At 72.0% G+C, this 21132-nt stretch carries 20 protein-coding genes and 2 pseudogenes; 16 read left to right on the top strand and 6 right to left on the bottom strand.

Features of this window, described 5'->3' with window-relative positions:
• Nucleotides 1-80 precede the first annotated feature (80 nt).
• The 9 genes from LRS14_RS19045 to LRS14_RS19005 all read left to right on the top strand — a co-directional run bounded on the left by LRS14_RS19045 (nucleotide 81) and on the right by LRS14_RS19005 (nucleotide 7269).
• Nucleotides 81-857 (top strand): hypothetical protein, encoded by a 777-nt coding sequence (locus tag LRS14_RS19045; protein WP_257800662.1) that lies wholly within the window; start codon nucleotides 81-83, stop codon nucleotides 855-857.
• The gene (locus LRS14_RS19040) at nucleotides 844-1953 is read left to right on the top strand and encodes a hypothetical protein (protein ID WP_257800661.1); all 1110 of its coding nucleotides are present in this window, start codon (nucleotides 844-846) and stop codon (nucleotides 1951-1953) included. Before LRS14_RS19045 ends, LRS14_RS19040 begins: the two co-directional genes overlap by 14 nt.
• A gap of 146 nt (nucleotides 1954-2099) precedes the next feature.
• A complete protein-coding gene (locus tag LRS14_RS19035) occupies nucleotides 2100-3251 on the top strand; it encodes a serine protease (RefSeq protein ID WP_257800660.1) in 1152 nt (383 codons plus the stop codon).
• Nucleotides 3248-4039 carry a hypothetical protein gene (locus LRS14_RS19030; protein ID WP_257800659.1) on the top strand — a complete coding sequence of 264 codons (792 nt, stop codon included), beginning with the start codon at nucleotides 3248-3250 and terminating at the stop codon, nucleotides 4037-4039. Before LRS14_RS19035 ends, LRS14_RS19030 begins: the two co-directional genes overlap by 4 nt.
• Nucleotides 4040-4091: 52 nt before the next feature.
• Nucleotides 4092-5057, top strand: a complete 966-nt coding sequence (locus LRS14_RS19025) for an ABC transporter ATP-binding protein (RefSeq protein WP_046112002.1) — start codon at nucleotides 4092-4094, stop codon at nucleotides 5055-5057.
• Nucleotides 5054-5833: an ABC transporter permease gene (locus tag LRS14_RS19020; protein ID WP_046112003.1), complete on the top strand. Its 780-nt coding sequence runs from the start codon at nucleotides 5054-5056 to the stop codon at nucleotides 5831-5833. Before LRS14_RS19025 ends, LRS14_RS19020 begins: the two co-directional genes overlap by 4 nt.
• The gene (locus LRS14_RS19015) at nucleotides 5834-6406 is read left to right on the top strand and encodes an MOSC domain-containing protein (RefSeq protein ID WP_046112004.1); all 573 of its coding nucleotides are present in this window, start codon (nucleotides 5834-5836) and stop codon (nucleotides 6404-6406) included. It begins immediately after the preceding gene.
• Nucleotides 6399-6788, top strand: a complete 390-nt coding sequence (locus LRS14_RS19010) for a GFA family protein (protein WP_046112005.1) — start codon at nucleotides 6399-6401, stop codon at nucleotides 6786-6788. Before LRS14_RS19015 ends, LRS14_RS19010 begins: the two co-directional genes overlap by 8 nt.
• Nucleotides 6789-6792: 4 nt before the next feature.
• Complete coding sequence (locus tag LRS14_RS19005) at nucleotides 6793-7269, top strand: AAC(3)-I family aminoglycoside N-acetyltransferase (RefSeq protein ID WP_257800658.1); 477 nt, start codon at nucleotides 6793-6795, stop codon at nucleotides 7267-7269.
• 148 nt (nucleotides 7270-7417) lie between these two features.
• Here the strand turns inward: LRS14_RS19005 and LRS14_RS19000 are convergent, their stop codons facing one another.
• Nucleotides 7418-7927 (bottom strand): glycine zipper domain-containing protein, encoded by a 510-nt coding sequence (locus tag LRS14_RS19000; RefSeq protein WP_046112007.1) that lies wholly within the window; start codon nucleotides 7925-7927, stop codon nucleotides 7418-7420.
• 325 nt (nucleotides 7928-8252) lie between these two features.
• Here LRS14_RS19000 and LRS14_RS18995 point away from each other — a divergent pair, with 325 nt between their 5' ends.
• Both LRS14_RS18995 and LRS14_RS18990 read left to right on the top strand, forming a co-directional pair.
• A complete protein-coding gene (locus LRS14_RS18995; RefSeq protein WP_046112008.1) occupies nucleotides 8253-8726 on the top strand; it encodes a hypothetical protein in 474 nt (157 codons plus the stop codon).
• 139 nt (nucleotides 8727-8865) lie between these two features.
• Nucleotides 8866-9087 (top strand): hypothetical protein, encoded by a 222-nt coding sequence (locus LRS14_RS18990; protein ID WP_046112009.1) that lies wholly within the window; start codon nucleotides 8866-8868, stop codon nucleotides 9085-9087.
• On the opposite strand, the gene LRS14_RS18985 is transcribed toward LRS14_RS18990, so the two are convergent.
• The 3 genes from LRS14_RS18985 to LRS14_RS18975 all read right to left on the bottom strand — a co-directional run bounded on the left by LRS14_RS18985 (nucleotide 9088) and on the right by LRS14_RS18975 (nucleotide 11697).
• Nucleotides 9088-9684, bottom strand: a complete 597-nt coding sequence (locus LRS14_RS18985) for a hypothetical protein (RefSeq protein ID WP_046112010.1) — start codon at nucleotides 9682-9684, stop codon at nucleotides 9088-9090. It abuts the gene before it with no gap.
• Nucleotides 9681-10628 carry an alpha/beta hydrolase gene (locus LRS14_RS18980; RefSeq protein ID WP_257800657.1) on the bottom strand — a complete coding sequence of 316 codons (948 nt, stop codon included), beginning with the start codon at nucleotides 10626-10628 and terminating at the stop codon, nucleotides 9681-9683. Before LRS14_RS18980 ends, LRS14_RS18985 begins: the two co-directional genes overlap by 4 nt.
• A 79-nt stretch (nucleotides 10629-10707) precedes the next feature.
• Complete coding sequence (locus LRS14_RS18975; protein ID WP_257800656.1) at nucleotides 10708-11697, bottom strand: hypothetical protein; 990 nt, start codon at nucleotides 11695-11697, stop codon at nucleotides 10708-10710.
• 179 nt (nucleotides 11698-11876) lie between these two features.
• Here LRS14_RS18975 and LRS14_RS30760 point away from each other — a divergent pair.
• The 4 genes and pseudogenes from LRS14_RS30760 (at nucleotide 11877) to LRS14_RS18955 (ending at nucleotide 17938) form a co-directional block, all read left to right on the top strand.
• A pseudogene (locus LRS14_RS30760) lies at nucleotides 11877-13468 on the top strand (MFS transporter).
• Nucleotides 13469-13578: 110 nt separating this feature from the next.
• Nucleotides 13579-14043, top strand: a complete 465-nt coding sequence (locus LRS14_RS18965) for a cache domain-containing protein (protein ID WP_046112014.1) — start codon at nucleotides 13579-13581, stop codon at nucleotides 14041-14043.
• A gap of 36 nt (nucleotides 14044-14079) precedes the next feature.
• The gene (locus LRS14_RS18960; RefSeq protein WP_046112015.1) at nucleotides 14080-15639 is read left to right on the top strand and encodes a methyl-accepting chemotaxis protein; all 1560 of its coding nucleotides are present in this window, start codon (nucleotides 14080-14082) and stop codon (nucleotides 15637-15639) included.
• 295 nt (nucleotides 15640-15934) lie between these two features.
• Nucleotides 15935-17938: a catalase gene (locus LRS14_RS18955; RefSeq protein ID WP_257800655.1), complete on the top strand. Its 2004-nt coding sequence runs from the start codon at nucleotides 15935-15937 to the stop codon at nucleotides 17936-17938.
• 33 nt (nucleotides 17939-17971) lie between these two features.
• Here LRS14_RS18955 and LRS14_RS18950 read toward each other — a convergent pair whose 3' ends face one another.
• On the bottom strand, nucleotides 17972-18898 hold the full coding sequence (locus LRS14_RS18950; RefSeq protein WP_257800654.1) for a LysR family transcriptional regulator: 927 nt from the start codon (nucleotides 18896-18898) through the stop codon (nucleotides 17972-17974).
• A 117-nt stretch (nucleotides 18899-19015) separates the two neighbouring features.
• On the opposite strand from LRS14_RS18950, the pseudogene LRS14_RS18945 reads away from it, so the two are divergent.
• Nucleotides 19016-20076: pseudogene (locus LRS14_RS18945) on the top strand (aldo/keto reductase).
• Here the strand turns inward: LRS14_RS18945 and LRS14_RS18940 are convergent.
• Nucleotides 20054-20971, bottom strand: coding sequence for a class I SAM-dependent methyltransferase (locus LRS14_RS18940; protein WP_257800653.1), 918 nt, complete (start codon nucleotides 20969-20971; stop codon nucleotides 20054-20056). The pseudogene LRS14_RS18945 and the gene LRS14_RS18940 overlap by 23 nt on opposite strands.
• Between the last annotated feature and the right edge of the window lie 161 nt (nucleotides 20972-21132).

Below are 21132 nucleotides of genomic sequence, written 5' to 3'. Positions count from 1 at the left end.
CGCCCATCTCTAGAAGGTAGGGATCGACGGCCACGGCACCCGGCCCGATAACCGTTATCGGCCGATGCGAGGGGATGCCGATGCGGAGATCGAGGTGCCGGGCCGCCAGCCTGCTGGCCCTGGCCGGGCTGGTGGCGGGGCCGGCCGGGGCCTTCGAATGCGCGCGGGTGCAGCCCAGCAGCAGCCGCATGCCGGCCTATCGGCCGGTGCCCGATGCGGCCCGCTGCGAAGGCTTCTACGAACGCACCGTCTCCCAGCCCTTCGTGGAACTGGTCTCGCTCACCCGCGCGCCGCTGCCGCCGACCACCACCGGCCCGCTGGTGTGGCAGGCCGAGGCCACCGGCCCGGCCCTGCGGCTGACGGTGCTGCCGCAGCGCTCCACGCCCTTCTACCGTGCCGATGCCGAGCTGCCGCCCGGTCGCCCGGTGGCCTGGGACCCGGCACCGATGCTGGCTGCCACCGGCCTGCGGCTGGCCGATCTCGGCTTCCTGGCGGTGCCGCTGGCCACCAGCGCAGCCGGCAGCACGCCGGGCCATGCCGATCCGGTCTTCGTGCCGCTGTCGCCTGCCGGGCAGGCGGCGCCACCACTGCAGGCGCATGCGGTGCTGCGGGTGTCGGTGGACGTGGCCGCCATCCGCTGGCGGGCCGCGCCCGATGCCCCGGGTGCCGCCGCGTCGGCGTGGAGCGAGCTGCCGGGCTCGCGGCTCTTCGCCTGGCAGCGCAGCACGCTGCCGCTCCTGCTGCCGGCCGATGGCGGCAGCCAGCGCATCGAGGTGCAGGCAGTGGCCGCGGCCGACGGGCGCGCGCTGCCGCTGCTGCGATTCGTGGTGGCCGGCACACGCCATGGCCGGCCCTGAACCGCTGGCGCGGCTGCGCGACGAGGCGCTGGCCCGCTGGACCACCCGCCTGGCCGACCCCGATGCGCCGCCGGCCGAGCTGCTGGGCCTGCAGCAGCGGCTGCAGATGCTGGACGCCGCGCTGGCCGCGCTGGCGGCACGGCAGCGGCCGCGTGCCAGGCGCTGGGGTGCCGCCGGCTGGCCGGTGCTGCTGGTGGCCACGGTGCTGCTGCTGGCGGCCACGGTTCCGGTGCGCAGCGTGCCGCTGTCGCTGAGCCTGCAGGCCGGCAGCGTCACGCTGCAACTGCCGCAGGCGGTGCAGCTGGAGCTGCCGGCGCAGGCGGGGCCGGTGCGCGCCGAAGGCTTCACCCAGCTGCAGTCCGGCGACGCGGCACTGGAAGACCTGGCCCGCCAGGCCGGTGCCGACCGGCTGCGCATCGAGGCCACCGAGTTGCGCCTGCGCAGCCTGCAGCTGCCGGCCGGCAGCCGGCTCACGCTGCAGGCCGCGGGCGGCCAGCTGCTGCTGCAGGTGGAAGCGCCGGTGCCGCCGGTGGTGGCCGAACTGCAGTGGCGCGGCCAGACCCGGCTGCAGCTGGGCGACCTGGTGCAGGCGCGCCCGCAGGCCGACACCGAGTGGCTGCGCCTGCAGGCCGGTGATGCGGCCCGCCCCTCTCCCGCGCCGCCGCCGCTGCTGCTGGCCTTGCCGGCGGCCGGACAGTGGCTGCGCGGGCTGCGGCCGGAGTCGCTGCGCTTCGCCGAGCGGGTGGACGGCGGCGCGGCGGGCGCCGCCGTGGGTTCCAGCCTGCACGAAGGCCTGGTACAGCTGCCGGCCACCGGCGGCCAGCACCGCCTGGCCGCAGGCGACTGGCTGGAGCTGGACGGCCTGGCGGTGGAGCGGCTGGCGCTGCAGGCCACCGGCAGCGGCCTGGCGATGACCGCGAGCGGCAGCGCCACCGGCCTGCGCACCCGCGTGGGCGACTTCGAGCAGTCCCTCAAGCCCAGCCTGCTGGAGATGGTGGCCCGCCACCACCTGGTGGGCCTGCTGTGGAGCGCGGCCGCCATGCTGTGGGGCGCCCTGGCCTGGACCCGCCGGCAGCTGACCGGAGCGGCCGCATGAGCGCCGCCGCCCGGCCGCCCGAAGGCGGCGCGCTTCCCGCTCGGCGGGATCCCGCGCAGCGGGAGGGTGCCCCATCCCCCGCCGCCGCCCGGCCGCCCGAAGGCGGCGCGCTTCCGGCTCGGCGGGAAGGTGCAACAGCCAGCCCCTTGCTGCGCCTGCTGGCCTGTGTCCTGGCGGCGGCCACCGGACTGCCCGCGCCGGCGGCCGACACCAGCTTCCTGGACGGCCCGCAGCTGGGCGGGCAGCTGCTGCGCAACGTGGTGCAGGTGCGCACCGCGGAAGCCGGTGGCGAACACGGCTTCGGCCTGGTGGTGGGCAGCGACGGCCGGCATGCGTACATCGCCACCGCGGCGCATGTGCTGCAGCCGGCCGGCGCGGCGGTGGAGGTGGTGTTCTGCGACGGCACGCCGGCCGCTGCGCCGCAGCCGGCGCAGCGCCTGGCCGGCTTCCAGGCCCCGGACCAGGACCTGGCCGTGCTGCGCACCGCGCTGCCGGCGGGTTATGTGCCGCTGGAGCGGGTGCTGGCGCCGGCGGCCGGCATCGCCCCGCGGCAGGAAGCCTGGCTGCTGGGCCAGGAAGGCCGCTGCGGCCTGGTGGCACGCAGCGGCGCGGTGGCCGTGGTGCCGGCCGCATCGCCGGCCAGCTCGGCCGGTGCCGGCGCTGCCGGAGCCCCCGCCGGGCTGCTGCGCATCGAGTTTCCCGGTGCGCGCGGCGGCAGCTCGGGCGGCCCGGTGATGAGTGGGCACGGCGTGCTGGGCCTGGTGACCAATGCGGACGACCTGGCCTTCAGCGTGCTGCCGGCCGCGGCCATCGAGCGCAGCCTGCGGTCGTTGGGCGTATGGCGGCTGCAGGAGGCGCGCAACATCCCGCCCACCGATCCGCGCGCGGCCGAGGTGGACCTGGCCGAGACCCTGAACCAGTACCTGTTCGGCGTGCGCAACCTGCAGCAGCTGCTGCTGCGGCCCAGCGTGCCGCGCAGCCGCTTCGTTGCCTTTGCCAATGAATACAACGCCGCGGTGAACCGCTTCCGCGACGCGCGCGAGCGGCACGACGGCGCCCTGGCCCGCCACTGGCCGGCGCCGGTGCTGGCCCGCTGGCAGGCCCTGCGCGACAGCCTGTGGTCGGTCCACCAGGTGATCTGGCGCATGAATGCGGCCGACTCGCAGGCCATCTTCGATGCCCAGGCCTCGCCGCCCGAGGTGCGGGCCCGCATGCAAGAGCTGGAGCCGGCGCTGCAGCGGCTGCAGTCCGACATCGAGGGCTTTCTGCAGCAGCTTGCCCGCAAGGAGCCGCCATGACCCCCTTCCTGCCTCGTCCCAAGGCCTGTCCGCTCGAGCGGCCCGATGCACTGCGCCGCCGGCTGCTGCTGGCCGCCTCCGGCGCCGGTGCCGGCGCGCTGCTGTTGCCGCTGCACGGTTGCGGCGGCGGCTCGGAGCTGCTGTTCGCGCCGATCTTCGTCTTCTCCTACGTGGGCGTGGTGGAGCGGCGCATGGTCAGCGTCAACTTCCAGACCACCGGCGTGTCGGCCGACGGTGCCAGCGGCCGCTTCGACGAGACGCAGGCCTCGATCAACATCGACGATCCCTTGGGCGCGGACGACCACCGCCATTTGCTGTCCGGCGACTTCAGCAACCGCAACCTGCGCATCACCGTGGCGGCGCCGCAATCGCCGCTGGTGGCGCGCTACACGGGCCGCTTCCTCGACGGCGACACGGTGGAGTTCACGCCCGAAGGCCCGGGCAGTGCCTTCACCGTGCACCGCAACGAGAACGACCGCTTCCTGCCCGCGCTCAGCGGCGACTGGGTGGGCCAGGACGCCAGCGGCCAGCCTTGGCGGCTGTCCCTGGCCACCGACCCGGCCGGCAACGACGCCGAGCCCGCGGTGCTGCTGGTGGGCACCGAGCAGCGCGGCAGCGCCGCCCCGGTGCCGCTGCAGGGCCATGCCGCGGTGGACAGCCTGCGCCTGGTGATCCAGCGCGCCGGCGGCAACGTGACCCTGGACGCCACGCTGACCAGCACCGGCGCGGCGCCCACCACCACCCAGGCCATCAACTTCGCCGGTGGGGGCAGCCTGCGGCGGCCCTGAAGCTGCCAGCGGGGGCGCCTAACATGGCCCGCCGACACCCGCCGCCCCTCCCATGCCCGACAGCCCATCCGAGCCATCCTCCCCCACACCCGCCGTCGCGCTGCGCGGCCTCACCAAGACCTACGCCAGCGGCTTCCAGGCGCTCAAGCGCGTCGACCTCGACATCCAGCGCGGCGAGATCTTCGCGCTGCTGGGACCCAACGGTGCCGGCAAGACCACGCTGATCTCCATCATCTGCGGCATCGTCACCGCCAGCAGCGGCAGCGTGGCGGTGGCCGGCCATGACATCCAGCGCGACTACCGCATCACCCGCTCGCTGATCGGGCTGGTGCCGCAGGAGTTGTCCACCGACGCCTTCGAGACGGTGTGGGCCACGGTGAGCTTCAGCCGCGGCCTGTTCGGCAAGCCGCGCGATGCGGCCAAGGTGGAACAGGTGCTGCGCGATCTCTCGCTGTGGGACAAGCGCGACGAGAAGATCATGGCCCTGTCGGGCGGCATGAAGCGGCGGGTGATGATCGCCAAGGCGCTGTCGCATGAGCCGCAGATCCTGTTCCTGGACGAGCCCACCGCCGGCGTGGACGTGGAGCTGCGGCGCGACATGTGGGAGATGGTGCGGCGGCTGCGCGACGGCGGCGTCACCATCATCCTGACCACCCACTACATCGAGGAAGCCGAGGACATGGCCGACCGCATCGGCGTCATCCGCCAGGGCGAGCTCATCGTGGTGCAGGAGAAGAAGGCGCTGATGAAGCAGCTGGGCAAGAAGCAGCTGACGGTGGAGCTGGAGCAGCCGTTGCATGCGCTGCCGGCCGAGCTGGCGGCGATGGACCTGGTGCTCAAGCCCGGCGGCCACACGCTGCAGCGCGAGTTCGATGCCCATGACGCCGGCGGCGGCGTGGCCCCGGTGCTGCGCCGTCTGGCCGAGCTGGGCATCGGCTACACCGACGTGAACACGCGCCAGAGCTCGCTGGAGGACATCTTCGTGAGCCTGGTGCATCAACCAGGAGCGGCCCGATGAGCAGCGCCCGCGGATTCAACGGCCACGGCGTGTGGGCCATCTACCGCTTCGAGATGGCACGCTTCGCCCGCACCGTGGGGCAGAGCCTGGTCACGCCGGTGATCACCACCTCGCTGTACTTCATCGTCTTCGGCGCGGCCATCGGCGCGCGCATGGAATCGGTCAACGGCGTGGCCTACGGTGCCTTCATCGTGCCCGGGCTCATCATGTTGTCACTGCTGACGCAGAGCCTGTCCAACGCGTCCTTCGGCATCTACTTCCCGCGTTTCACCGGCACCATCTACGAGCTGCTGTCGGCGCCCATCTCGTACCTGGAGATGCTCATCGCCTACGTGGGCGCGGCGGCCACCAAGTCGGTCATCCTGGGGCTGGTGATCCTGGCCACGGCATCGTTCTTCGTGCCGCTGCGCATCGAGCATCCGGTGTGGATGGTGGCCTTCCTGCTGCTCACCTCGGTCACCTTCAGCCTGTTCGGCTTCATCATCGGGCTGTGGGCCAAGGGCTTCGAGCAGCTGCAGCTGATCCCGATGCTGATCATCACGCCGCTCACCTTCCTCGGCGGGGCCTTCTATTCCATCGACATGCTGCCGCCGCTGTGGCGCCAGGTGACGCTGTTCAACCCGGTGGTGTACCTGATCGACGGCTTCCGCTGGAGCTTCTTCGGCACTGCCGACGTGGGCGTGGGCTGGAGCCTGGCGGCCACCTGCGGCTTCCTGGCGCTGTGCATCGCGGTGGTGGGCTGGATGTTCCGCACCGGCTACCGACTGAAGAACTAGATGGCCCGGCCCGGCGACGACGACGAGGCGGCCGGCCTGCGACGACTGACCGCGCGCTTTCCGCGCCCGGGCCGGCTGCAGGCCATCGTGCTGCGTCCCGCGCGGGGCCTGCCGGCGGTGGCCGTGGCGCAGGCGCAGGCGCTGGTGCAGCGTGGCCTGCAGGGCGACCGTGCGGCCGATCGAGCGCCGCGGCCCGGCGCGGCCGGCGGCAAGCGCCAGGTCACGCTGGTGCAGGCCGAGCACCTGCCGCTCATCGCCGCCTGGACCGGCCATGCGCAGATCGAGGCCACCACGCTGCGGCGCAACCTGGTGGTCTCGGGCCTGAACCTGCTGGCCGCGCGCAGCCTGTTCGCCGACCAGCCGCTGGTGCTGCGCATCGGCGCGCAGGTGCTGCTGCAGCTCACCGGCCCGTGCGATCCCTGCTCGAAGATGGAAGCCGAGCTGGGGCCCGGCGCCTACAACGCGATGCGGGGCCACGGCGGGCTCACCGCCCGGGTGCTGGCCGGTGGCTGCATCATGGTGGGTGACGAGGTGGTCGTGGGGCCGCCCCCTGCGGAGGACGCCGATGCTTGAAGGAACCTGCCATTGCGGCGGCGCGGGCTGGCAGCTCGACGACGTGCCCGAATCTGCCACTGCCTGCAACTGCACCGCCTGCCGCCGCTACGGCGTGCTGTGGGCCTACGGTCACGAGGGCGAGGACATCCGCGTGCACGGCACCACCACGGCCTATGTGCGCGGCCGGTCGCTCAGCTTCAATTTCTGCCCGCGCTGCGGTTGCCTCACCCACTGGCTTGCCCAGCAGCCCGACGCGGAGGGCCGACGCCGAATGGCGGTGAACCTGCGGCTGTGCGAGCCCGGGCCCATCGCCCACCTGCGCATCGACCACTTCGACGGGCTGGACCGCTGGGAGGACCTGCCGAGCGACGGCAAGTGCATCCGCGATGTCTGGTTCTGAGCCCATGCCCGCGCCGACGCCCGCCTTGGACATCCGGCGCCTGGGGTCGGCGGACCTGGCGCTGCTGCGCGCGTTGAACGCGCTGTTCGCCAGCGCCTTCGAGGACCCGGCGAGTTATGCGCACTCGCCACCCGACGACGCCTATGTACAGCAGGTGTTGGCGCAACCGCATGTGTTCGCGCTGGTGGCGCTGCAGGCCGGCGCGGTGGTGGGCGGGCTGGTGGCGTACGAGCTGCCCAAGTTGGAGCAGGCGCGCAGCGAGGTCTACCTGTACGACCTGGCGGTGGCGGCGCACGCTCGACGCCAGGGCGTGGCCACGGGGCTCATCCGCAGCCTGCAGGCAATGGCCCGCGAGCGCGGCGCCTGGGTGGTGTTCGTGCAGGCCGACCACAGCGACCCGCCGGCCATCGCGCTGTACGAGAAGCTGGGCTTGCGGGAAGAGGTGCTGCACTTCGACCTGCCGTTGCCTTCGACGGGTTGAGCGCGGGCGCGTGGCTGATGCCTGGCTGATTGCGCCGCCCACACGAGGCAAGCCACCCAACGCACAAAGGCAAAAGGGTGCCAAAAGCACCCTTTTGCCGGAGCTTTGCCCCGGCCGGTCAAGCAAGACCGGCCGAGTCAGCGCGCCATCAACGGCCGTCGCCGTCCGAGTCACCCGGCACTGCGCGTTCCACGCGGTTGCTCAGGCGGTGCCAGGCGTCGCGCGAGGCATGCTTGGCGTGTTCCCATTCGAGCGACGAATTGCCGCGCGAGGTGCCCCAGTCGCGGCTGAGGTCGGACTCGATGTCGTCGTAGTTGCGGTCCGGATAACGCGAGTACGCATCCACGCCATGCCGGTAGGCCGGGCCGTAGTCGTCATAGGTGGAGCCCGGGGTGACGTAGGGGCGGCTGGCGTAGTTGTCGCGCCAGTAGGTTTCCTCGGCCGCCGGATCCACCGCCTTGCCGATGCCCTTGCCAGCCAATGCGCCGGCCACGGCGCCCACGGCCGCGCCCACCACCGCGCCCACCGGGCCGGTCATGCCACCCACCGCGGCGCCTGCGGCTGCGCCGCCGGCCACGCCACCTGCCACGCCACCCACCACGGCACCGGTGCCGGTTGCCACGGGATGCTTGGTCTTGTCGTCGATGTGATCGGTCATGAGAGGTCTCCTTGGTTTCGGTACAGCAAAGTTAAGGCGTTGCCGCGACGCGGGCCAGGGACACATGGCGCATCGGCGCGCGGGGCGGCGCCCTGCCCGCGTGTCGGCCGATGCCCACAGGCTCAGCAGTCCCCCAACCTAAGCAGCCATCTCGACCCGGCAGTACTTCAACGCCACGTGGGTCTGTCCTACATCCATCGGCGCAAGCGGCCGACGCGGGGCGATGGCCCACCCCCCTAGAGTGCATTCCAGGCCCTGCAGGCCGGCAGCCACGGCTGACGACCCACGCAGGCCGCACTTTCCAAACCCTCTTGCAGGAGACAGCATGAACAAGCAATCGATCACCTCCCTCATCGCCGCCGCAGCTCTGGCCGGTACCTTCGGCCTGGCCCAGGCGCAAGGCTCTGCCACCGCGGTGCCGGGCACCACCAACAACCAGCTGAGCAGCGGTGCCAACCATGACGCCTCCGGCGCCCATGGCAGCACGCAGTCGATGGACGGCAAGAAGGACAAGATGAAGTCCGCCGGCAAGTCGGGCACCACGATGAACAGCAACACCAACCCGCGCGGCACCGGCACCGTGGAGAACAACGGCACCCAGGCCACCCCGGGCGGCACGGGCGCTGCCGGCAGCATGTCGTCGGGCGGCACCTCCGGCTCGTCGAGCTCGTCGTCGGGCACCACCGGCCGCAGCGATGCCGGCACGATGAACAGCAACACCAACCCGCGTGGCACCGGCACGGTGGAGAACAACAGCAACCAGGCCACCACCGGCGGCACGGGCGCGGTCAAGAAGTAAGTTCGGCCGCCACGCCGGGCCGGCCCCCAGAGGGGCTGCGCCGGGCGGGCTTGTCACACCGATGCCGGCCTCGCGCCGGCGTCGCCACATGGGCCGGCGCAGCGTGACGCATACTCGCCCATCACGTCGTAGGACCTCCATGGCTGCTACCCAAACCTTCCGCGTCGCCGACTATGAGCTGGTGTGCAGCGCCCAGGCGCGCGACAACGGCCTTTTCGAGCCGGCGCTGGTGATCTCCAAGCTGGTGTGGCCCAGCCGCCCGCGCACCATCGCCGTCCGGCGCGACCCGCTGCCCAGCGAGGACGTGGCCATCCAGTCCGCCTACGCCCAGGGCGTGGAGTGGATCCAGAACTTCGGCTAGCTAACCGGGCAGGCGCGGCATGAAGCTGCGCAGCCACCGCACCAGCGACAGCATGCGCCCGGCCAGCCGGCGGTGACGGTCATTGACCAGCCGCAGGTCCAGTGCCGCCACCAGGCCCTCGGCATCCTGCAGATGGGCCGGCGCAATGTCGTCGAACACCTCGGTGATGGTGCCGATGGCTTCGCGCAGCGAGGTGAAGGCCTGTTCCAGGGAATCGGCCTGCAGGCGCAGATGGCGCACCACGGCCTGGTCGTCGTCCAGCGGCACGAACACCAGCAGGCAGGGCACGTCCCGCGGCTGCAGGCCGAAGGCCTCCAGCAACGCATCGCTGGGTTCCTGCTCCGGCCGGTCGGGGCTTTCCTGCAGGCGCCGCGGCTGCACCGGCCCACCCGCCACCGGGCCGGCATGGCTGCCCACGCGGGCATAGAACACCGTCCAGCGAAAGCCGGAGACGGCATCCAGCGCTGCCACGTAGTCGGGATCGTCCAGCAGCTTGCGCAGGTGCACGTCGGCGCGTGAATAGAGGATGAGCCCGAAGGCGGCCACCTGCGACGCATCGCTGCGTGCGGCGCCGATGCGCTGCCACAGGCCGCTCATGGCTGCACCTGCGCGCGGGCCGGCCCACCGGCCGCAGCCGTCGCCTGCATGGCGGATGCCTGCGGGGCGGTGGCCGGTGCCTGCACGAAGCTGGCCACGTCGTCCAGCACCGGTGCCAGCCAGCGCAGCGGCCGCGCCAGCGCGCCGGCCAAGGTCACGTGGTTCACGCCGTCGTACAGCCGCAGCATGACCGGCACGCCCGCGGCCTGCAGCCGCGTGGCGAGGGCCACGGTGTTGCGCTGGGGATCGACCAGCGCGTCGCTGCGCGCCGCACCCAGGAAGCTGCGCGGCGTGGCCGGGCCGGCCCACTCCACCGGCTGTGCGCCGGGCGGCACCGCGGGATGGAAGAACACCGGCTGCACGTCGGGATTGCCGCTGGGCAGGAAGTCATAGGGCCCGGCCAGGCCGATGAAGCCGGCCAGCTCCGCGGGCGCATGGCCGGTGGCCGCCAGCCAGCGGGCATCCATCGCCAGCATGGCGGCGTTGTAGGCCCCGGCGCTGTGGCCCATCACATGCACCCGGCGTGGATCGGCGCCCAGCGCACGCGACCGCTCCAGCGCCCAGGCCAGCGCGGCCGCGCAGTCCTGCAGGAACCCCGGATAGCGCACCTGCGGATACAGCCGGTAGTCGGCAACCAGCGCCACGATGCCGCGCGAGGCGAGGGCCTGGCCGACGAAGGCATAGTCGGCACGCGCGCCGCTGTTCCAGGAGCCGCCGTAGAAGAACACCACCATCGGCCAGCCGTCTCTGGGCGCCGGCCCGGCCGGGCGGTACACGTCCAGCTGCTGCCGGGGGCCCGGGCCATAGGCCACGCCGGCGGTCACCGTGTGGTCGCCCGCGCGGGCCAGCACATTGAGCGCCGTGACCGGCGAGCAGCCGGCCAGGCAGGCCGCCAGGCCGAGCGCCAGCAACGGCGCCATCCACGCACGAGAGATCGAAGTCATCGCGCCAGCATACGCAGGCGTCGATGGCCCGGATGCGGCCGGGGGCCGGGTCAGCCTGTCGGAGAACCGCTCGAACCGCTCAGAACCTCATCGTCCCGAAAGTGAACTCCCGCGTGAACGGCACCCCGTCGACGCTGCCCTGCAGTTGCGCGCGGTAGCTGGCGCCTGGTTCCAGCGGCTCGCGCGGGATGGCAAAGGCCTGGTGGGCGCCCAGCAGGCGTTGGGGATCGTCGCTGGCGTGGTAGAGCTGCACGGGCACCGGGCGGCCGCTGGCCACGTGGGTGAGCTGCGCCACGGCCAGGCGCAGCTGGGTGCCGGCGGGCGCGCGCAGGTACAGCGGGTGGCCCGTGCCCGGGCCGGCCGCGAAGCCCAGTGCGGTGAAGGGATCGGGGCTTTCGCCATACATGAAGGGCTGCAGGCCGCTGCTGCCGGCGCAGGGATAGGTCACCAGGCCCGCGGGCTCGGTGGGGCGGCTGCCGCGGGGGGTGCCGGTTTCCCAGGCCAGGATGGCCTGGCGGTAGGCCGGCGGCGCGCTGTCGGCCCGGGCCACGGCGATGCCGACGTCGCGGTTGCCGTCCAGCATGCCGGCCAGGTGGTAGACCGTGGCCAGCATCGCGCGCACCAGCGCATCGCCGGGCGCCGCGGTGCCCGCCAGCGGCACGAAGCTCAGGTACTCGCCGGTGGCCGCATAGTCGTAGCCGGCCTGCAGCACCCGCTCGGCCGGCGTGGCCGCCACGAAGCCGGCACGCGACGGCTCCTGCTGGTGGCTGGCGGGCCGGCCCTCGGCAAAACCTTGTTTCAGGTAGGCGGCATGCCAGCCGGCGGCGGTGTCCAGCGCCGCATGCCGGCGCACGCTGCCGAAGCCGCAACGCTCGCGTTCGGTGTTCAGCGTGGCCAAGGCGAGGGCGGCCGCATCGGTGGGGCCGGCCGCGTCGCCGGTGGCCGAAGCGGCCGCCGGCAAGGCGGGCGCGGCTTCGGCCTCGCCGCCGCCGGAGCCGCCACCGCCGCCGCAGGCCACCAGCACCAGCGCGGCCAACGCGGAAGGAACCAGGCGCATGTACTTCTTCATGGGCCCGATATCGGCCGCCCGGCGCGGCCGCTGAAACCGGAACTGGCCGGTGGGCACACCGCAGTTCCCACATCGGCGGCCGGCCGGCATGGGGCTACAGTGGGCCCGCCACACGATGACTTCCAGACGCCCTGCCGCCCCCCTCGCCCCCGCCGCCCGAGCCTCCTGCGGCGCCCGCCATGCCGCCGCGTGCGGGCACGCTGGCCCCGCTGGCCCGCCCGGTGTTCCGCATGCTCTGGCTGGCCTCGGTCACGGCCAATGTGTGCATGTGGATGAACGACGTGGCTGCCGCCTGGATGATGACCGAGCTGGCGCCCAACCCGGTGTGGGTGGCCCTGGTGCAGACGGCGGCCACGCTGCCGGTGTTCCTGCTGGGCCTGCCCAGCGGCGCCATGGCCGACATCGTGGACCGCCGTCACTGGTTCATGTTCACGCAGCTGTGGGTGGCCGCCACCGCGGTGCTGCTGAGCGTGCTGGCCTTCAGCGGGGCGCTGAACGCGCCGCTGCTGCTGCTGCTGGTGTTCGCCAACGGCGTCGGCCTGGCGATGCGCTGGCCGGTGTTCGCGGCCATCGTGCCGGAACTGGTGCCGCGGCATGAGCTCACCTCGGCGATGGCGCTGAATGCCATCGCGATGAATGCCTCGCGCATCGCCGGGCCCATCCTGGCCGGGGCCATCCTCACCGGGCTGGGGCCGGCCTGGGTCTTCGGGCTGAACGCGCTGCTGTCGCTGGGCGCGGCCGGCATCATCTGGCGCTGGCGCAACACGCCGCGGGCCAGCGCGCTGCCGGGGAACGCTTCGTCGGCGCGATGCGGGTGGGCGTGCAGTACGTGCGGCAGTCGCCGGGCATGCGGGTGATCCTGCTGCGCATCTTCGTGTTCTTCCTGCACAGCACCGCGCTGCTGGCACTGATGCCGCTGGTGGCACAGCAGCTCTCGCACGGCGGGGCCGCCATCTTCACGCTGCTGCTGTCGTGCATGGGCGCCGGCGCGGTGGCCACGGCGCTGATGCTGCCGCGCATCCGCGAGCGCTTCACCCGGGACGACCTGGTGCTGTACGGCACGCTGATGCATGCGGCCGGCACGCTGGTGGTGGCGCTGTCGCCCAGCCTGTGGCTCAGCGCGCCGGCCATGGCGCTGGCCGGCGCGGGCTGGATCTCGGTGGCCAACTCGCTGACCCTGTCGGCCCAGCTGGCCCTGCCCGACTGGGTGCGCGCCCGCGGCATGGCCATCTACCAGACCGCGCTGATGGCCGGCAGCGCCGGCGGCGCGGCGCTGTGGGGCCAGGTGGCCAGCCTGAGCAGCCTGCAGGCCAGCCTGCTGGCCTCGGCCGCCAGCGGCCTGGTGATGCTGGTGCTGATGCGCCGCCAGCAGGTGGAGCGCCTGGGCGGCGACCACGACCTCACGCCGCAGCGCGACGTGCTGCCCAGCCCCACCACCGTGCTGGACATCGACCCCCATGCCGGCCCGGTGATGGTGACGGTGGACTACGACATCGACCCCGCCGATGCCGAAGCCTTCGCCGACCTGATGCGCGAGAGCCGGCGCAGCCGGCTGCAGCAGGGCGCGCTCTCCTGGGGTCTGCTGCGCGACCATGCCAACCCGCGCCACTGGATGGAGTACTACGTGGACGAGAGCTGGGTGGAGCACCTGCGCCGCTTCGACCGCATCACCGCCGTGGAGGTGGCGCTGCGCGACCGCCGCCTGGCCTTCCACCGGGGCGAGGGGCCGCCCAAGGTGTCGCGCTTCATCGGCCAGTCGATCGAGCGCTGAATCACCCTTTCGGGTTGCTCCGCCCTCAAGTATCGGCAGCAGCCACCCGATAGCAGGGGCTCCTGCGGCTTCGGCCGCTTTCTTCAGCCCCTTGTGGAAGTACCGTCGACATGCAGAACACCTCTCGTATTGCCGCCGCCATGCTGATGGCCGCCTGCCTTGCCCTGCCCGCCACCGCCGCCGAGGACCGCGGCACCAAGGATGAGGCCAAGGCGATGGCCGACGCTGCTTTCGAGCACATCAAGAAGGTGGGCGCGCAGAAGGCCTACGCCGACTTCACCACCGACAAGGCCGCGTGGACGAAGAAGGACCTGTACGTCATGGTCTACGACAGCAAGGCCGTGGTGCTGGCCCATGGCGGCAACGAGAAGCTGCTGGGCAAGGACATGTCCGCGGTGAAGGACGGCAATGGCAAGCCCGTGGTCACCGGCCTGATCGACATGGCCGCCAAGGGCGGCGGCTGGTACGACTACGACTGGCCGGACCCCATCTCCAAGAAGATGATGGGCAAGTCCACCTACGCCCGCAAGCAACCCAATGGCGAAGGATTCGTCGGCGTCGGCATCTACCGCTGAAGACCTGCCCTCCTTCCTCAACCCGGGGTTGACTCCATGACGCAGTTCTTTCGCAACGCCTCGATCGGCGTGAAAGTGTCGCTGGCACCCGCTTTCGCCATCCTGTGCCTGGTGGTGGTGGCTGCGGTTGGCTGGCTGGCCAACCGCTCGCTGACCCAGGAGCTGCAGGACATCGGTGGCGAGGGCGTGGCCCGCATCGTCAAGGCCGAGGACTTCGCGCAGCAGCTCACCTTCCTGCACCAGCAGATCTACCAGAGCCTGACCTGGGAGGCCATCGGCCAGCGGGCCGAGCTGATCAAGCAGCTGGACGATGCCATCGTGGTGCAGCTGAAGGACTTCGAGACGGCGGTGCAGGCCTCGGCGGCGGATGCCGCGCTGTCGGAGGAAGACCGCGCGCTGCTGGGCCCCATCGCCCAGGGCTACGTGGCCTATGCGAAGAGCGCGCGCGACACGCTGGACATCAAGACCGCCGGCGTGGCCACCGCGGCCAGTTTCGTGGTGACCCTGGACAACCAGTTCAAGGCCAGCCAGCAGCAGCTCAAGCAGTACATCGCCCGCGAGCAGGAAGCCACCGCGCAGAGCGTGGCCGCCGCCTCGGCCAGCGCCGCGCGCAACAGCATGGTGATCGTGGCCACCACCCTGGTGGCCATCGTGCTGGCCGCGGGCATGTCCGCCATGTTCGTGCGGGCCATCAGCCAGCCGCTGGGCCAGGCGGCGCAGCTGGCCGGCCTGCTGGCGCAGGGCGACCTGACGCGCACCGAGCAGGCCGCCTCGACCGATGCCACCGGCCGCGTGCTGTCGGCACTGGGCGAGGTGTCACGCGGCCTCAGCGGCATCGTGGTGGACATCCGCCGCACGGCCGACGAGATCAGCACCGCCTCGGGCGAGATCGCCACCGGCAACAGCGACCTCTCGGGCCGCACCGAGAACACCGCGGCGGCGCTGCAGCAGACGGCGGCTTCCATCGAGCAGCTGGCCGCCACCATCCGCAGCAGTGCGGACAACGCCCGCGAGGCCAACACCATGGCGCACGACGCCTCCACCGTGGCCCGCGAAGGCGGCCAGATGGTGGCCGACGTGATCACCACCATGGACGCCATCAACGCCCAGGCCAAGAAGATCGGCGAGATCATCGGCACCATCGACGGCATCGCGTTCCAGACCAACATCCTCGCGTTGAACGCGGCGGTGGAGGCGGCACGCGCCGGCGAGCAGGGCCGCGGCTTCAGCGTCGTGGCCAGCGAGGTGCGCACGCTGGCCCAGCGCAGCGCCGAGGCGGCGCGCGAGATCCGCACGCTGATCGGCTCGTCGGTCGAGCAGATCGAAGCGGGCGCAGTGAAAGTGCAGGCGGCGGGCCAGACCATGGGCCGCATCGTCGGCGCCATCGAGCGCGTGGCCGGCACGGTGGACGACATCTCGCGTGCCACGGCCGAGCAGGCCAGCGGCATCGCGCAGGTGAACCAGACCGTGGCCGAGATGGACCGCTCCACCCAGCAGAACGCCGCGATGGTGGAAGAAGCCACCGCAGCCACCGAGTCGCTGCGGCAGCAGGCGCAGAGGCTGGTCGAGCTGCTGACGAGGTTCCGTACCGCCTGATCCGCTTACGTTTCGTCGCGTTGTCCTACAGCGCGCGAAGCGGCTCACCCACAGGGTGAGCGCCGCCTGGCGTCTAGCCTGCGGAATGCCCAGACAGCCCCCCGCCGCCGGTGCGCACGCGCCGGCGGCGCGGTTTTTCACGCATTCCAGAAGGACAGCCCATGGCCACCCGCAAGCCCGCGATGCCCGCCACCCCCACGCCTGCCCGCCGCCGCAGCGGCACCGGCGCCTCGCCCACCCGACCCGAGGTGGGCCAGGGGGTGAGACCCACCAGACGGCCGCGGCCGGGCAGGCGGTGCTCACCAGCAACCAGGGCCTGGCGATTGCGGACAACCAGAACTCGCTGCACGGTGGCCAGCGTGGCCCCACGCTGCTGGAAGACTTCCTGCTGCGCGAGAAGATCACCCACTTCGACCATGAGCGCATCCCCGAGCGCATCGTGCATGCGCGCGGCTCGGCAGCGCATGGCTACTTCGAATGCCTGCGCGACTGCAGCGAATGGACCCGGGCCAGCTTCCTCGCCAAGCCGAAGAAGCGCACGCCGGTGTTCACCCGCTTTTCCACCGTGGCCGGCGGTGCCGGCTCGGTGGACACGCCGCGCGACGTGCGTGGCTTCGCGGTCAAGTTCTACACCGACGAAGGCAACTTCGACCTGGTGGGCAACAACATCCCGGTCTTCTTCATCCAGGACGCGATCAAGTTCCCCGACCTGATCCATGCGGTGAAGATGGAGCCGGACCGCGGCTTCCCGCAGGCGGCTTCGGCGCACGACACCTTCTGGGATTTCGTCTCGCTGATGCCCGAGAGCATGCACATGATCATGTGGGCGATGAGCGACCGCACCATCCCGCGCTCGCTGCGCATGATCGACGGCTTCGGCGTGCACACCTTCCGGCTGGTGAACGCGGCGGGCGAATGGCGCTTCGTCAAGTTCCACTGGCGCGCCGGCCTGGGCGTGGAATCCACCACCTGGGACGAGGCGGTGAAGATCGCCGGTGCGGACACCGACTACCACCGCCGCGACCTCTGGGAAGCCATCGAGCGTGGCGACTTCCCGACCTGGGAGCTGGGCCTGCAGGTGTTCGACCAGGCCACCGCGGACAGCCTGCCCTTCGACGTGCTGGACTCCACCAAGGTGATTCCGGAGGAGATCGTGCCGATCGAGGTGGTGGGCCGCATGGTGCTGGACCGCAACCCGGCCAACTTCTTCGCCGAGACCGAGCAGGTGGCCTTCTGCCCCAGCCACCTGGTGCCGGGCCTGGACTTCAGCAACGACCCGCTGCTGCAGGGCCGGCTCCATTCGTACCTGGACACCCAGCTCTCGCGCCTGGGCACGCCCAACTTCCACCAGCTGCCGATCAACCAGCCGCGCAATGCCTTTGCCAACTTCCAGCGCGACGGCCAGATGCAGATGCGGGTGCCCACCGGCCGCGTGGCCTACGAGCCCAATTCGCTGGGCGCCGGCGGCCCGCGTGAATCGCCGGAGCGGGGCTTCAACAGCCTGGCCCTGGCCGAGACCGGACCGAAGCAGCGGCTGCGCCCGGAGAGCTTCGCCGACCACTATTCGCAGGCGCGGCTGTTCTTCCGCTCGATGACGGCCACCGAGCAGAACCACATGATCAATGCGCTGGGCTTCGAGCTGGGCAAGGTGGAGACGGGTGCCATCCGCGACCGCGTGCTGTCGCACCTGGTGCTGGTGGACGAGACGCTGGCCCAGGGCGTGGCCGACAAGCTGGGGGTGCAGCCCGCGGCCATCTCGCGCGCCACCCCGGCCCGCCCGCCGCAGGACCTGCCGCCCTCCCCCGCGCTGAGCCAGGTGGCCAGCCGCGCCGGTACCTTGAAGGGCCGCCACCTCGCGATGCTGGTGGCCGAGGGCGCCGACCCCGAGCTGGTGAGCACCGCCAAGCAGGCGCTGGAAAAGGCACGGGCCCGCGTGTCCATCATTGCCGAGAAGATCGAAGGCGTGAGCCTGGCCGACGGCACGCTGCTCAAGCCTGATGGCGCGCTGGCCGCATCGCCGTCCTGCCTGTTCGGCGCGGTGATCGTGGTGGGCGGCCAGCAAGGCATCGAGCCGCTGCTGGGCCACCCCGCCGCGCTGGACTTCCTGCGCGACGCCTGGCGCCACCTGAAGGCCATCGGCCTGGACGCCGCCGGCCAGCGACTGGCCCAGGCCGCCGGCATCGGCAGCGACGAGGCGGTGCTGCCGCTGTCGGACCGCAAGGCCATGGCCAAGTACCTGAAGATGGCCGGCGCCGGGAAGTACTTTGCGCGCGAGGGGCAGCCGGGGACGGATGCCTGAGGGCACGGCAGGCCGGCCGCGCAGCGGGTGAACTCAGGCGGCCAGGCCGAAACGCGGATCGGCCGCCATCCGCGCCTGCAGGAAATCCAGCACCACCCGCACCCGCGATGGCAAGCGGCCGGCCTTGCCGAGGTAGACCGCATGCAGCGGGGCGCTGTCGCCGGGGTTGTGCTTCTCCAGCACCGGCAGCAGCCGACCGGCGTCGATGTCGGCCTGCACCTGGTAGCGCGACAGCCTGACCAGGCCGGCGCCGGCCACCGCCAGCTGGCGCAGCGTCTCGCCGTCGCCGGCGCGCACGTTGCCCTGCACCGGCACCTCCACCACCTGGCCACCCACGCGCAGCGGCCAGTCGGGCACGCGGCGGCGGTAGCTGAAGTCCAGCCGCTGGTGCTTCAACAGGTCCTGCGGCTTGCGCGGCATGCCCTGGCGCGCCAGGTAGTCGGGCGAGCCCACGATGACCAGCCGCGTCTCGCCCAGCTTGCGGGCCACCAGGTCGGACGAGGGCAGCGGCCCCCAGCGGATGGCGATGTCGGCCCGCTCGTCCATCAGGTCCACCACGCGGTCTGTGAGCACGATGTCCAGCTGCACCTGCGGATGCTCCCGCATGAAATCGGGCACCAGCGGCACCAGCACCTGCATGCCCACCGCCACGCTGGTGTTGATGCTCACCCGCCCGCGCGGCGCGGCATCGGCGGTGGCGCTGCGCTCGGCCTCGTCGATGTCGGCCAGCACCCGCACGCTGCGCTCGTAGAACTGCTGGCCCTCGGGCGTTAGCTGCAGCTTGCGCGTGGACCGGTGCACCAGTTGCACGCCCAGCCGCGCCTCCAGCCGGCTGACGAGCTTGCTTACGGCCGAAGGCGTCATGCCCATCCCGCGGGCAGCGGCGGAGAAGCCGCCGCGCTCGAACACCTGCACGAACACTTCCATCTCGCCGGAGCGGTTGACCTCGATGCGGGGCATGGCGGTGGTGCGTGGGCTTGTGACTTCAACGCACAGCTGCGTGGAAGGGCGGCATTCTAGTCAACGGTATCCATCGCCGGCACAGTGGCTGCATCGCATCCAACGCAAAGGCATCGCATGGAACACCGCCCTCTCGGCCGCTCCGGCTTTCACGTGCCGGCCCTGGGCTTTGGCGCCGGCACCTTCGGTGGCCAGGGCCCGCTGTTCAGCGCCTGGGGCCGCACCGACGCAGCGGCCGCGCGCCGCATCGTCGACATCTGCCTGGAGGCCGGCGTCCACCTGTTCGACACCGCCGACGTGTACTCCGATGGCGCCTCCGAAACCATCCTGGGCCAGGCGCTCAAGGGCCGGCGGCACCAGGCCATCGTCTCCACCAAGCTGGCGCTGCGCAGCGGGCCGGGGCCCAACGACGTGGGCAGCTCGCGCCACCACCTGATCGAAGGCGTGCATGCGGCGCTGGCCCGCCTGGGCACCGACCACATCGACCTGCTGCAGCTGCATGCGGTGGACGCGATGACGCCGGTGGAACAGGTGCTGCGCACGCTGGACGACCTGGTGCGCGCCGGCAAGGTGCGCTACATCGGCGCCTCCAACTTCCCGGCCTGGCAGCTGATGAAGTCGCTGGCCGCGGCAGACCGCCTGGGGCTGGAGCGCTACGTGGCCCACCAGGCCTATTACTCCCTGATCGGCCGCGACTACGAGCATGAGCTGATGCCGCTGGCGCTGGACCAGGGCGTGGGCGCCATCGTGTGGAGCCCGCTGGGCTGGGGCCGCCTCACCGGCCGGCTGCGCCGCGGCCAGCCCTGGCCTTCGCCGGCAGCCGCCTGCACCAGACGGCCGCCTTCGCCCCGCCGGTGGACGACGAGCGGCTGTACCGCGTGATCGACGCAATGGACCAGGTGGCCGCCGACACCGGCCGCACGCTGCCGCAGATCGCGATCAACTGGCTGCTGCAGCGGCCCAGCGTGGCCTGCGTGCTGATCGGCGCGCGCGACGAGGCGCAGCTGCGGCAGAACCTGGGTGCACTGGGCTGGCAGCTGGACGCCGGGCACATGGCGCTGCTGGATGCGGCCAGCGCCACCACGCCGCCCTACCCCGCCTATCCCTACTGGAACGGCCAGTTCGCCGAACGCCATCCGCCGCCGGTGGCCGCCGTCATGCCGCCTGCCAGGCCATGACCTTCAATGCCCGTTCGGCCGACACGTCGCCGAACGCCGCCGGATGGGCCACCCGCTCGACGAAACGCAGTTCCGGTGCCTCCGCCTGCACTACCTCGTGCAGGAACTGGCTGCCCAGCTTGGGCGTGTTCAGGCACAGCAGCGCCTGGCCGCCCGGCGCCAGCAGCTCGGGCAGGCGGCGCACCAGCCGCGGGTAGTCCTTGGGGGCCATGAAGCTGCCCTTCTGGTGGCTGGGCGGATCGGCCACGATCAGGTCATAGGGCCCGCCGCGGCGCAGCCGGCCCCAGGAGGCAAACACGTCATGCGGCAGGAAGCCCGCGCCCGAGCCCAGCCCGTTGAGCCGGTGGTTGCGCTGGCCGATGGCCAGGGCGCCGCCGGCCATGTCGATGTTGCTCACCGAGCCGGCGCCAGCCTGCAAGGCCGCCACCGAGAAGGCGCAGGTGTAGGCGAACAGGTTCAGCACCCGGCCGCCGGGCCGCCCCGCCGCCCACCGCCGCACCCAGCGACGGCCCTCGGCCATGTCGAGGAACAAGCCGTGGTTCTGGCCGCGCAGCAGGTGCACCAGGAAGCGGGCGCCGTCCTCCTGCACCACATGCTCCTCGGGCACGCTGCCGGCCATCAGCCGGTTGCTGGCGCGGGTCTCGTCGCGCTGCTGGAACACCCAGTTCAGCGGCTCGCCCGGGGCCACCTGCTGCCAGCGTGCGGCCAGCGCATCGCCCACGGCCTGCAGTTGCTCATCCGTGGCCGGGGCGAAGCTGGTGAGCAGCCAGACCGGCGGATAGGCGTCCAGCGTCCACTGCTCGCAGCCGGGATGCAGGCCGCCGCGGCCATGGAACAGGCGGCCGGCTTCGCTGGGGCGCGGCAGGGTGGCGATGGTGTCGAGCAGGGCTTGCATGCGGCGTGGGGAACGGGGGGTGCGCGAGTGTAGGCAGCGCATGGGCAGCCGCTTCATCCGCACGCACGTGCGCAGGCGGCGCCGTCGGCCCGCGGGCTGCCGGCTGTCCTACACCACGCGAACCCGCCAGCGTTTGCAATGGAGCCAACGTGGCAGGGCGC

The organism is Aquincola sp. J276, from assembly GCF_024700035.1.
Lineage (GTDB): Bacteria > Pseudomonadota > Gammaproteobacteria > Burkholderiales > Burkholderiaceae_C > Aquincola > Aquincola tertiaricarbonis.
Note: the sequence above shows the minus strand (reverse complement) of the source record. Positions and strands in the feature narration are given on the sequence as shown.